This is a genomic window from Pseudomonas putida (assembly GCF_022627325.1).
GTDB lineage: Bacteria > Pseudomonadota > Gammaproteobacteria > Pseudomonadales > Pseudomonadaceae > Aquipseudomonas > Aquipseudomonas putida_X.
This window is the reverse complement of the sequence record NZ_JAETZZ010000007.1, coordinates 88,718-100,576: the sequence shown is the minus strand read 5'-3', so window position 1 is coordinate 100,576 and position 11,859 is coordinate 88,718. Positions and strand designations below refer to the sequence as shown.

Here is an 11,859-nt window from a genome sequence, read left to right as displayed (position 1 = left end):
GGGTTATTTGGTGGCCGGGATCGGCGTGTAAGCAGCGACGAAAGCATCAGCGCCGGCGGCATAGAACAAGGCACCTTGGCTGGCCTGGGCATTGCCCTTGCTGAAGACGATATCCATGCAGGAAATCGAGGCCTTGGCATCACGGGCGAAGACCCGGTACAGCACTTCGCTTTCGCCTTCATAGGTGTTGGCCACGGCTTTCATCGTCCGTGGCTTGTGCTGGGTTGGCAGCTTGTAATCTTCCACCAGTTGAAGGATCGGCTGGCGATCGACCTTGGCGTTCTCGCGCAGGATCGATACCGGCGACACCGTCACCAGGTGCCCATTGACCAAGTTGGCCCAGACACGGTTGTTATAACCAGGCAGGTAGTCTTTGGTCGCGTGCCTTGGCAGCGGCTGGTCGTTGGCCATGCTCAAGACCTCGCCGGCGGTGCGCGGCCTGTCGGCCTCACAGCTCGACATCGGCATCTGCGCCGCATAAGCGCTGCTGATCAAGGTAAAGCCGCTCTGTTTTGGCTTGATGCTCTGGGCCATGGTCCAGTTGTAGCTGGCCACCGGCGTGCCGGCGAAATCGACTTGCGGCCGGGCAGCGGCTGCGGCCTTCGTGGGCTGGGTGCTGCCAGGGGTTTTGGCAACGCCCGTACCGGACATTACGGTCGCCCGCTGGGTCGGCTGGGCCTGTGCCGGCGTGCTGCTGGCCTTAGCGCTGCCGGCAGCCTTGGACCTGGCTGCGGTCGAGGTGCCATAGTGCAGGTAGCGGGTGTTGCCCGCCTCTGCCTGGGCCCGCATCACCAAGGCCTGTTCGTTGGCCAGCTCGACGATTTCCACACGACGGTTCTGGCCACGCAACAGCGGGTCACTGTTGTCGGCAATCGGTCGCGAGGCTCCTGCCCCCTGGTAGTAGATCGCATGGGCAGGTATGCCCGCCTGCAGCATGACCTTGCCGACCGTCTTGGCGCGGCGCTCGGACAGCTTCTGGTTGAATTCGGCGTTACCCACAGCATCACTGTGGCCGACGATCAGCAGGCGACGGTCCAGCGACTCCTTGGCAGCGGCCTGCTTATCGGTGGCGGCAGGCTTGGCATACATCTGTGCCAGCTTGGCCACGGCGCGCTTCCCGCTTGGGGTCAATTGGTCAGAGCCGGTGGCGAACATGCCGCTGTCTTCGATCTGGGTCACCAAACCTGCCTGCTCCGGCACAGCAGTTACCACGGCGGCAGAGGCCACTGTCAGCTTCTCTGTGGTGATCTTCAGGTTTTCTTCTTTGGCGATGCGGTCCAGCTCCTGCAGGCGGGACTGCCACGCATAACCCACGACGCAACCCACCGCGCCACCTACGGCAGCACCCGGCAAGATGCCGTCCTTGCCGTTGAGGGCGTAACCGGCAGCTCCCCCGGCCACCACACCGACACCACAGAGCACCGGCATGCCGTAGTCCCTGCCGATGTCTTTGACTTTCTTGGAAAGGGTGTCCATCTGCTGAGTGCTGCACCCGGCAGCGGTAATGAAGGCACAGCTTAGCGCTGTGAGGCGAAACGCACGGTGCATTGCGGCTCCTTGCCGAAAGAGGACTGAATGATGGCAACTTGACATGTATTGTCACAGATTATCGCGCATATTACCCCATCCGATTTGGCATCTCCCCTGCGCCCTCAAGCCTGTCTATCACTTCACCCCGTAACGACTTCAGCCATGACGTTTTTCAATCGACTCGATGCCGCTTCCTGCATTGCCGTGCAGCCCAGCGTGCCGGATGCTTTAGTTACTCCAAGAGCCCGTTTTTTCCATCCGCAGAGGCCTGTATGAAGAACGTCGAACAAATCCTCAGGACCAAGTCCCAGCACCAGACCGTCTACACCATCGGCCCTGACGACTCGGTGCTCGAAGCCCTGAAAATGCTGGCGGAGAAAAACGTCGGTGCGCTGCCGGTCGTGGAGAACAACCAGGTGGTGGGAATCGTCAGCGAGCGTGACTATGCCCGTAAGCTGGTGCTCAAGGGCCGGTCTTCGGCGGCTACGCCGGTGCGGGAAATCATGAGTGCACCCGTGGTCACGGTGGAGCCCAAGCAGAATCTGGAGTACTGCATGAACCTCATGACCAACCGCCACCTGCGCCACCTGCCGGTGGTCAGCAATGGCGAGTTGCTCGGGCTGCTGTCGATCGGCGACCTGGTCAAGGAAACCATCGCCGAACAGGCCAGCCTGATCGTACAGCTGGAGCAGTACATCCGCGGTGAATGACCCACTTCAGTGGTAGGCGCGCTCCAGTTCGTCCAACTGATGGTCGAAGCTGCGCAGGCGCGCCGACCATGTGTAGACCAGCACTTCAAGGTCACGGTTGAGCACTGCGGTATTGCCATGGCCACTGCTCGAGGGCTCGAGCAGGTCGAGTTGGTAACGTTCGCGTGCCATGGCTGTGGCGACGCTGGACAGATCCCGGGCGTTGGCCAACCAGTGATGGTGATGGTCGTGGACCTCGCGGTCCAAGGCTCGGCACTGGCGCTTGAGCGCATCAAGGCTTTGTTCCAGGGGTGTACCTCTGAGCTCGCCCATCACTTCCTCGAAGGTGCGCCCCGAATGCCAATAGCTGCCCCAGAAATACCGGTCGAATACCGTCTCTACCCGGCGTAGCGCCACCTTGGTGTTCCAGATGGTGAGCAACGTTCGCCCTTGGATCACCTCGCGCTTGTTCAGGTGCAGTTGCTGCCACGCGATCCACGTCAGGCCCAGCAGCGCGACCGCTGCAGCGACTGCCGCAGCAGCGTACAGAAACTGCACAGCCTGGCTCATGTGGTGTGTGTGGCGGATACCGTAGAAGTAACCGGCCGTCAGGGTGCCCAGGATGGTCACGGTGCACCAGAAACCTGGTGCGTAGGGATCTTTCATCGCGCATATCCCCTTATTGTTTTCCTGAGCATAGCAACGGCCGATCACTCGTCAGGTGCCGCTCGGCGCTTTATTTTCGGGGGCGGCGCAACGCTTCGTTGAGTTGATCGAAGGGCACTGCCCAATCGGAATCCTCAATGATGCTTTCTTTGAGAAAAGCGCGCTGGGAGTCGGTCCAGAACGGCGCGTCCACCAGCTTGATCTCGTTTTTCAGCGGCGAATGGCTGGAGATGAACTGATCGATGCTCTGAGGATCATCGGGCAAGCCCAACTGCTTGAACAGCTCGGAAAAGTGATGGGTAGGCGCTTCCATGTTTCCTCCTGGGTACCGGGCGGGCCGTCCACGACGCCAGCCCGGCATTGGTTTGAGAACATCAGCACAGCTCGCGTACTTCCGCTTGCGGCACAAGTTTCAGGTACTGCTCCATGCTCATGTGGATCAGGTGATCGTGGTCACCCGCCTCCAGGTAGACATCGCCTTGGCGGGTAAGACTCGAATCGAGCAGCATCTTTATCTGATAAGCGTCACCCATTGCCGGGATGGCGCCACGCTCGCAGTCACCGAACAGGCTCGGCAGGCCGCTTTCGCGGGTCAGTTGCCAGGCGCCAGACATGCGCACCTTGCTCATGTCCAGGTGCCGGTTGGCAGGCAGCACCGCCATGATGTAGTTGCCATGGCGATCGTCGAGCATGACCGACTTGGCGACCCGCTCGGCAGGCACGCCAGCCGTACGCGCCGATTCCAGGCTGGTCGCCGAGTGGGGATGGGGAATGATGTCGTAGTCGCAGTTGGCCTGGTCCAGGCGCTGCTGCAGGGTCTTGGCCATTCGCATGATGCACCTCCGGTTTCGCCCCCATCTCCAATTTTAGGCCCTGCCGGGGCGGGCAGGGCTAAACTTGGAGAACGGAAGCGAACAAGGTGACGACAGGTGATCGCTCGCTGCTGGCGCTGGTGGTTATTGGTGCTGATGCTTGGCCTCGCCCCAGGCAGCCAGGCCGCGCCCGGAGCAATCTGGGTGCTGAGCATCGATGACGCCATTGGGCCGGCCACTGCCGACTATGTGCTACGCGGCCTGGACCAGGCCAGGGAACAGGGCGCGCAGTTGGTGGTGATCCGCATGGATACCCCCGGCGGCCTGGACAGCGCCATGCGTCAGATCATCAAGGTCATCCTCGCCAGCCCCGTGCCGGTTGCGACCTTCGTTGCCCCAAGCGGTGCCCGTGCTGCCAGTGCTGGCACCTACATCCTTTATGCCAGCCACGTAGCGGCCATGGCGCCCGGGACCAACCTCGGCGCCGCCACACCCGTGCAGATTGGCGGCCCACCGGGTGCACCAAAGGATGACAAGGCCAACCCCGACAGCAATGAACAAGCCCTTGCGCGCAAGCAGGTGAACGATGCCGCCGCCTATATCCGCGGCCTGGCGCAGCTGCGCGGGCGCAACGCCGACTGGGCAGAACAGGCTGTACGCGAAGCAGTGAGCCTGTCGGCCAGCGAAGCGCTCAAACAAAAAGTGGTCGACTACGTGGCCAACGACCTGCCTGACCTGCTGCGCCAGCTCCACGGCAAGACCCTCATCGCCGCTGACCAGCCGCACCCGTTGCAGACCCGTGACGCCAACCTGGTCGAGCATCTGCCGGACTGGCGCACACGCCTGCTGGCCGTGATCACCAACCCTAGCGTGGCACTGATTCTGATCATGATCGGCGTGTATGGCCTGCTGTTCGAGTTCATCAACCCAGGTTCCGGCGTGGCCGGCGTGGTTGGTGGCATCTGCCTGTTGCTGGCGCTGTATGCCCTGCAGTTGCTACCGGTGAGCTTTGCCGGTGTCGCGCTGGTCATGCTCGGTATCGCCTTCATGATCGCCGAGGCGTTCCTGCCCAGCTTCGGTGTGGTCGGTTTTGGCGGCATCGTGGCGTTCGTGGTGGGCGCGGTCATCCTGATAGACACCGACGCCCCCGGGTTCGGCATTCCGCTGGCGTTGATCGCGAGCCTGGCGGTGCTCTCGGCATTGCTGATAGGGGGTGTGCTGGGCATGGCCCTCAAAGCTCGCAAGCGGGCCTTGGTCAGCGGTGACGCCGGCTTGGTGGGCAGCTTGGTGAGCGTCACTCAGGTGGTGGCAGACAACCCGTTCTGTGGCGCAGTACAGGCCCAGGGCGAACAATGGCAGGTCCAGTGCACTACGCCCTTGCAGCTCGGCCAGCAGGTGCGGGTCACCGCGCGTCATGGCGTGATGCTCGAAGTGAGCGCTGCTGCTCCTCCAGCGCAAGGAGAATGACGATGTTCATGCAATTGGGTTTCGGGGCCCTGCTGGTGCTGCTGGGCGTGCTGTTGCTGTCGGCGTTTCGCATCTTGCGCGAATACGAGCGTGGGGTGGTGTTTCAATTGGGGCGCTTCTGGCAGGTCAAGGGGCCGGGGCTGATTCTGCTCATCCCCGTGATCCAGCAGATGGTGCGGGTGGACTTGCGTACCGTGGTGCTGGATATACCACCGCAGGATGTGATAACCCGCGACAACGTGTCAGTGAAGGTCAATGCGGTGCTGTACTTCCGTGTGCTCGACCCTCAGAAGGCGATCATCCAGGTCGAAGACTTCCTGGTCGCCACAAGCCAGCTGGCACAGACAACCCTTCGGGCGGTATTGGGTAAGCACGAACTCGACGAGCTGCTGGCCGAGCGTGAACAGTTGAACCTGGATATCCGCCAGGTGCTGGACGCGCAAACCGACGCCTGGGGCATCAAGGTGGCCAACGTCGAGATCAAGCACGTCGACCTCAACGAATCGATGGTGCGCGCCATCGCCCGTCAGGCCGAGGCCGAGCGTGAGCGGCGGGCCAAGGTCATCCACGCCGAAGGGGAACTGCAAGCGTCGGAAAAATTGATGCAGGCCGCGCAGATGCTCAGCAAGGAGCCGGGCGCCATGCAGTTGCGCTACATGCAGACGCTGGGGTCGATTGCCGGAGACAAGAGCTCGACCATCGTCTTCCCAATGCCCTTGGACTTGCTCAAGGGGATGATGGACCGGGAGAAATGAGGGGCCTGCACGAGGCCCCCCGCAAAACGGTCAGACAGGCGCGCGGCGCAGGGTCGCGAGGAACGTGGCAGCCCCGATGAACAGGCCGGCGAACGTCCGGTTCAGACGTTTCTGTTGCTTGGGGGTGCGCAACAGGCGCAGCACCCGTGAAGCCAACCCGGTATAACCCGCCATCACCAGCATATCGACGGTGACCATGGTCACCGTGATCGCCACGTATTGCGGCAACAGCGGTGCATGCGGGTTGATGAACTGTGGCAGCACAGCAAGCATGAACACCAAGGCCTTGGGGTTGCTGACGTTGACCAGGAAACCACGGAACACCAGGCTCAAAGGCTTGCCGATCGGACGCACGGTGGATTCATCAGTCATGTCCATAGGCAAGGCGCGCCATTGCTTGTAGGCCAGGTAGACCAGGTAAGCGACGCCAAACCATTTGATGAGGGTGAAGGCCGTGGCGGAGGCCGCAAGAATGGCGCCGACACCCGCTGCGATGATGGCGATCTGCACTACCAGGCCAATCTGCAGGCCCAGGGCGTTCCAGTAACCGCGCCAGAAACCATATTGCAGGCCGCTGGACATCGAGGCGATCGCCCCGGCCCCGGGAGAAAGGCTGATCACCCAACAAGCGGCAAAGAAGCCCAACCACACTTCCATCGACATCACACACCTCGTTCGAACATATGTTGCAAAACGTTAAGCTAAGATGTTGGCGAAAAAATAACCAGCAAATTTTGTAGGGCGCGAAGGGAAAGCGTGGTTTGTCGGATGTGTTGTGCATCGAGCGCCACCCGCGCGGGCGTCGCTCGATCATGCGCTCGTTGCAAACGCTCAGCCTGACAGCCGCAAACCCTGCGTCGGTCTAGCTCAACCTCGCTGTCAGGACAGCGCCTCAAGCTCGGCTTGCATGCTTTCCAACGTTTCCAGGGCCTGCATCCAGTCTTCCTCAAGTTCGCCTTCACGCTGCTTCAGCTTGCTCTGGCGGGCCAGCAGGTCGCGCAGCTCGTCCTTGCGCGCCCCCTCATAGAGGCCGCTGTCGCCCAAGGCGGTTTCGACCTCGGCCAGCTGCGCATGCACCTGGTTCAGTTCGGCCTCCAGCTTGTCGGCAGCCTTCTTGTGCGGTGCCAGCTGCTGGCGCAAGGCAGCGGCGGCCTGGCGCTGGGCCTTCTTGTCGGTCTTGTCCGGGTTGACCGGCGCGTTGCTCGCCGGTGCGCTGCGCTGCCGGTACTCGACCAGCCAGCGGCTGTAGTCGTCCAGGTCGCCATCGAAGGTATCGACCTTGCCATCGGCCACCAGCAGGAAATCGTCGGTGGTGCTCTTGAGCAAGTGACGGTCGTGGGAAACGACTACCACAGCACCCGCGAACTCCTGCAACGCCATGGTCAGTGCCAGGCGCATTTCCAGGTCCAGGTGGTTGGTCGGCTCGTCGAGCAGCAGCAGGTTAGGCCGCTCCCAGGCGATCAGGGCAAGCGCCAGGCGGGCTTTTTCGCCCCCGGAGAAATTCACCACCGGCTCGTCCACGCGGTCGCCATGGAAGTCGAAACCGCCAAGGAAATCACGCAGGGTCTGCTCGCGCTCGGCCGGCGCAATACGCTGCAAGTGCAACAGCGGGCTGGCCTTGTCGTCCAGCGAGTCCAACTGATGCTGGGCGAAGTAACCGACGGCCAGGTTCTCCCCCAGCACCAGGCGGCCCGACAGCGGCGACAGTTCGCCGGCAAGGTTCTTGATCAGGGTCGACTTGCCAGCGCCGTTGGGGCCCAGCAGGCCGATGCGCGCACCGGGCACCAGCTGCAGCTTGACCTTGTCGAGGATCGCCTTGTCGCCGTAGCCCAGACGGCCTTCGGAAAGGCTCAGCAGCGGGCTGGAAATCTTGTGCGATTCACGGAAAACGAAGTCGAACGGCGAATCCACGTGCGCCGCCGACAGCTCCTCCATGCGCTCCAGGGCCTTGATCCGGCTCTGCGCCTGACGGGCCTTGGTGGCTTGGGCCTTGAAGCGGGCAATGTACTTTTCCATGTGCGCACGCTGGGCCTGTTGCTTCTCGTAGGCTTGTTGCTGCTGCGCCAGGCGCTCGGCACGGGTGCGCTCGAAGGCGGTATAGCCACCCTTGTACAGGTTCAGCTTGCGCTGCTCGACATGCAACACATGGTCGACCACGGCGTCGAGGAAGTCGCGGTCGTGGGAAATCAGCAACAGCGTGCCCGGGTAGCCCTTGAGCCAGTCTTCGAGCCACAGGATCGCATCGAGGTCCAGGTGGTTGGTCGGTTCGTCGAGCAGCAGCAGGTCGGATGGGCACATCAGGGCCTGGGCCAGGTTCAGGCGCATCCGCCAGCCACCGGAGAAGTCGCCGACGCGGCGGTCCATCTGCTCGTTGGTAAACCCAAGACCGGCCAGCAATTTGCGCGCACGGGCATCGGCGGTATAGCCGTCGGCGCTTTCCAGCTCACTGTGCAGGCGTGCCAGGGCAGTGCCGTCGTGGGCAGTTTCGGCCACAGCGAGCTCGGCCTGGACCTTGCGCAGGCGCGCGTCGCCGTCGAGCACATAGTCCACGGCCAGCCGATCGAGGGTATCGACCTCCTGACGCATGTGGGCGATGCGCCAGTCACCCGGCAGTTGGCAGTCGCCGGCATCAGGCGACAGCTCACCGCGCAGCAAGGCGAACAGGCTGGATTTTCCGGCGCCGTTGGCGCCGATCAGGCCGGCCTTGTGACCGGCGTGCAGGGTCATCTCGGCGCCTTCTAGCAAGCGCTGCGGACCACGCTGTAAAGTGAGGTTGGATAGTCTGATCATGATGGTCGCGGAGTCTACCAGCTTCCTCGACCCGGAGCGTAAGTGGAATCATGTACACCGACCTGTGGAATTACGCCCTGGCCCTGTATGGCCGGCCGGGCGTCGAAGCGGCTTGCCTGAGCGTGCAGGCCGAGGGGGGCGATGTGTGCCTTCTGTTGTGCGCAAGCTGGCTGCAAGCCCGAGGTGTCGCCGTAGAAGCCGGGCGAATCGACGCTTTACGCGCAATTGCCGAGCCTTGGCAAACTGAAGTGGTGACGCCGCTACGCCATTTGCGCCAGCAATGGCGGGCGGCCGCGCAGCATGACCCGCACCTGCAGGCGTTGCGTGAGCAGGTAAAGGGCTTGGAATTAAAGGCAGAGAAGCACTTGCTGCAACGCCTGGAGGCATGTGCAAGGCAATGGCCCACGGGCTCGCCTGAACCCGTGGACGATTGGCTGGCCAGGCTGGCGCCCGACCAGGTCCATGGCCACGACTCGCTGACTCAGCTGCGTGTCGCGGCCACCGGGCTTCAGGAGGCCGAAGACGGCGCCTGAGGCGAGGTGCTTGCCGGTGCGGCGGAGGACGTCGCCGGGGCGGCAGGGCCTGCCGAGTTGGTCACCGCAGGCGCCGCTGGCTTGGTTTCAGCTGGTTTGCTGGTGGCCGGCTTTGCAGCGGCGGGCTTGGCCGCACTCTTGGCAGCTGGTTTGGCTGCGGGCTTGGCCGGGGCCTTGGCAGCTGGCTTGGCTGTGGCCTTAGCGGCAGGCTTGGCGGCAGCAGTTTTCGCAGCAGGCTTGGCTGCAGTGGTTTTAGCCGGCGCCTTGGCCGCGGCCGGTTTGGCTGCAGTGCCTCTGGACGTGGCGGGTTTGGCAGGCTTGTCAGCAGCGGCTTTGGCGGGGGCCTTGGTGGCAGCAGGCTTGGCCGCAGCAGTGCGCGATGGCGCCTTGGCTGCAGCCGCTTTGGCAGTGACTGGCTTGGCTGCAGCTTTAGCTACAGGTTTAGCCGCAGCCTTGGCCGGGGTTTTTAGGGCAGCAGGCTTGGCGGCAGCAGCGCGCGACGGTGCCTTGGCAGCAGCGGCCTTGGCAGGCGCTTTGGCCGCAGCGCTGGTGGAAGACCTTGCTGCAGGTTTGGCCGCAGCTTTGGCAGGCGCTTTGGCAGCGGCTGGTTTAGCCGCCTTGGCTGCAACTGCCCGTTGGTCCAGGGCCTTGCCAGCAGCCTCACGCACCTTACCTACACCCTGGGCCAGCTTCAGGCTTTCCTGAGCATCGCGTTTGAGTTGCTGGATATAAGTACGGGTTTGCGTCTGGCGCTCTTTGAGCGAGTCGAGCAACGACTCGAGTTCACCAATGGCTTTCTGGGCTTTGCCTTGCGCCTTGGTTTTACCTGCCTTGGCCGCGTCCTGTAATTTCAGGCGACCGTTGTGCAGTTTTTCCTGAGCCTTGCCACGCTGCTTCTCCAACTTCGCCAGCAGTTTTTCCGCATCGGCCAGCGCTTGCGAGCAAGCATCTTCCAAGTGTTCGAGCAAGCTGCCCGAAAGTTGCTGGAGCAGGTGTAACGGCGTACTTACTGGCTTCTTCTTGGCCGACATGGTTTACCTCCTGGCTGACGAGAGTGCGGCTAATACTATGCTTGTGCTGCTACCGCCGCTAGGGCATGTGGACAGTATCGTTGGCGCCGCGTTGCATGCCTGGGCAAAGTTGTTGTCTTGCAGCTGCGTGAAAGTGTAGTTGCTCAACAAATGGTTGCCGAGATTTACGCAAATCGATGCAACAAGGCTGGCATACTTCTCTGCTCTTGAGCTCGGAGTTGACCATGCCTCGTTATCTTTTTATCGGCCTGTGCCTGGCGGCTCCCATCGCACTCGCCGCCCCTGAAACGGCGCCTGCCAGTGATCACGACGTGGCCTACAGCCTGGGCGCCAGCCTGGGGGAGCGGCTGCGCGAGGAAGTGCCTGGGTTGCAACTGGAGGCTTTGGTTGAAGGGCTTCGCCAGTCCTACCAGAACCAGCCGCTGAAACTCGACAAGGCGCGCATGCAAGCCATTCTTCAGCAGCATGAAGAACAGGCGAACAATACCGCCGTGCAAGCCGAAGTGGAAAAACTGCACGGCATCGAGGCGCGCTTCATGGCCAACGAGCGCGCACGAGCCGGTGTGCATGAGCTGCCTGAGGGCGTGCTCTACAGTGAACTGAAAAGTGGTAACGGCGCGCAGCCCAACCCCAAGAGCAAGGTGCAGGTACGCTATGTAGGCAAGTTGCCTGACGGCACCGTATTCGATCAGAACCAACAGCCACAGTGGTTCAGCCTGGACTCGGTGATCGAAGGCTGGCAAGTGGCGTTGCCACACATGAAAACGGGGGCGAAATGGCGCCTGGTGATCCCATCGGCACAAGCCTACGGTGCCGAGGGCGCGGGTGACCTGATCGCGCCCTATACGCCACTGGTGTTCGAGATAGAACTGCTGGCGGTCGGCGACTGACGCCGACCCTCAAGCCTCGACCGCGCCCTCTTCCTTGTGCGCGGTATGCAGCACTTCGATCAGGCAGTCTTCGAGCTCGAAGCGTTCATGCAGCAGACTACCAAGCTCGCCGAGCTTCTTGGCGAAACGGTCCGGGTCCTTGCAATCGCCCTTTTCGCAATGGTCATTGAAGGCCGACGCGATTTCAGTGATGGCATCGATACGCGGAGTGATTTGCTTGGCCAGCTCCAGGCCACGCGTGTCACCGAAAGCTTTGGCTTCACTGACCAATTGCTCGCTGACTTCAAAATGCCAAGCCGACACATAATCGACCAGCACCGCGCAGAAATCTCGGTTTTTTTCCTTGTCCGCAAATGCCGGCTTGGCATCGCGCAAGGCACGAAAAGCCTGAACCAGCTCCTCTCGCTCCTTGAGCCAGCGGTCGATCAGCTTGTGAACCCCACCCCAGCGTTCCTGGGCGTTCTGACAACTATCGAGCATGGCGATCTCATCCCTTCTGGGTAGATGCCGCTGCACCTCGCACCCCGATCGTGCGGCACAAAGGTGACATCAGCAGGACGGCATCGAGCAGTTGTGTTTTTTGATAGGCGTGCAGGGAGATTATTCCCGTGCGTGCTGCCCTTCAAGGTACGCAGCAGACAAAGTTCATACAAGTGTTTAATACCCTGGGGCAGCACCACTGGTCGTGCCGGCTAG

General features: G+C 62.0%; 13 protein-coding genes. 5 read left to right on the top strand and 8 right to left on the bottom strand.

Going from position 1 to position 11,859, the window contains the following annotated elements:
* Window positions 1-3: 3 nt before the first annotated feature.
* Entirely contained in the window at window positions 4-1,548 is a 1,545-nt protein-coding gene (locus tag JNA92_RS12845) for an OmpA family protein (RefSeq protein ID WP_241805010.1), read from the bottom strand.
* Window positions 1,549-1,802: 254 nt separating this feature from the next.
* Between JNA92_RS12845 and JNA92_RS12840 the strand changes: the two genes are divergently transcribed.
* Window positions 1,803-2,240: a CBS domain-containing protein gene (locus tag JNA92_RS12840; RefSeq protein WP_241805009.1), complete on the top strand. Its 438-nt coding sequence runs from the start codon at window positions 1,803-1,805 to the stop codon at window positions 2,238-2,240.
* A 6-nt stretch (window positions 2,241-2,246) separates the two neighbouring features.
* On the opposite strand, the gene JNA92_RS12835 is transcribed toward JNA92_RS12840, so the two are convergent.
* From JNA92_RS12835 to JNA92_RS12825, 3 genes are all read right to left on the bottom strand, one after another.
* Window positions 2,247-2,885, bottom strand: coding sequence for an NADH:ubiquinone oxidoreductase subunit N (locus JNA92_RS12835; protein WP_241805008.1), 639 nt, complete (start codon window positions 2,883-2,885; stop codon window positions 2,247-2,249).
* A gap of 70 nt (window positions 2,886-2,955) precedes the next feature.
* Window positions 2,956-3,198, bottom strand: coding sequence for a DUF2789 domain-containing protein (locus JNA92_RS12830; protein WP_241805007.1), 243 nt, complete (start codon window positions 3,196-3,198; stop codon window positions 2,956-2,958).
* 61 nt (window positions 3,199-3,259) lie between these two features.
* Entirely contained in the window at window positions 3,260-3,718 is a 459-nt protein-coding gene (locus JNA92_RS12825; RefSeq protein WP_039601719.1) for an aminoacyl-tRNA deacylase, read from the bottom strand.
* Between the two features lie 96 nt (window positions 3,719-3,814).
* On the opposite strand from JNA92_RS12825, the gene JNA92_RS12820 reads away from it, so the two are divergent.
* Together JNA92_RS12820 and JNA92_RS12815 are read left to right on the top strand one after the other, a co-directional pair.
* A complete protein-coding gene (locus JNA92_RS12820; protein ID WP_241805006.1) occupies window positions 3,815-5,164 on the top strand; it encodes an NfeD family protein in 1,350 nt (449 codons plus the stop codon).
* Window positions 5,165-5,166: 2 nt separating this feature from the next.
* The gene (locus JNA92_RS12815) at window positions 5,167-5,919 is read left to right on the top strand and encodes a slipin family protein (RefSeq protein WP_241805005.1); all 753 of its coding nucleotides are present in this window, start codon (window positions 5,167-5,169) and stop codon (window positions 5,917-5,919) included.
* Window positions 5,920-5,949: 30 nt separating this feature from the next.
* On the opposite strand, the gene JNA92_RS12810 is transcribed toward JNA92_RS12815, so the two are convergent.
* Both JNA92_RS12810 and JNA92_RS12805 read right to left on the bottom strand, forming a co-directional pair.
* Window positions 5,950-6,582 (bottom strand): LysE family transporter, encoded by a 633-nt coding sequence (locus JNA92_RS12810; protein ID WP_241805004.1) that lies wholly within the window; start codon window positions 6,580-6,582, stop codon window positions 5,950-5,952.
* A 216-nt stretch (window positions 6,583-6,798) separates the two neighbouring features.
* Complete coding sequence (locus JNA92_RS12805) at window positions 6,799-8,709, bottom strand: ATP-binding cassette domain-containing protein (protein WP_241805003.1); 1,911 nt, start codon at window positions 8,707-8,709, stop codon at window positions 6,799-6,801.
* Between the two features lie 50 nt (window positions 8,710-8,759).
* On the opposite strand from JNA92_RS12805, the gene JNA92_RS12800 reads away from it, so the two are divergent.
* The gene (locus JNA92_RS12800) at window positions 8,760-9,242 is read left to right on the top strand and encodes a TIGR02444 family protein (RefSeq protein WP_241805002.1); all 483 of its coding nucleotides are present in this window, start codon (window positions 8,760-8,762) and stop codon (window positions 9,240-9,242) included.
* On the opposite strand, the gene JNA92_RS12795 is transcribed toward JNA92_RS12800, so the two are convergent.
* Window positions 9,218-10,273, bottom strand: coding sequence for an AlgP family protein (locus JNA92_RS12795; protein ID WP_241805001.1), 1,056 nt, complete (start codon window positions 10,271-10,273; stop codon window positions 9,218-9,220). The two genes, JNA92_RS12800 and JNA92_RS12795, sit on opposite strands and share 25 nt — an antisense overlap.
* Window positions 10,274-10,497: 224 nt before the next feature.
* Here JNA92_RS12795 and JNA92_RS12790 point away from each other — a divergent pair, with 224 nt between their 5' ends.
* Entirely contained in the window at window positions 10,498-11,163 is a 666-nt protein-coding gene (locus JNA92_RS12790; protein WP_241805000.1) for an FKBP-type peptidyl-prolyl cis-trans isomerase, read from the top strand.
* 9 nt (window positions 11,164-11,172) lie between these two features.
* Here the strand turns inward: JNA92_RS12790 and rsd are convergent, their stop codons facing one another.
* Window positions 11,173-11,643, bottom strand: coding sequence for a sigma D regulator (gene rsd, locus JNA92_RS12785; protein ID WP_241804999.1), 471 nt, complete (start codon window positions 11,641-11,643; stop codon window positions 11,173-11,175).
* Between the last annotated feature and the right edge of the window lie 216 nt (window positions 11,644-11,859).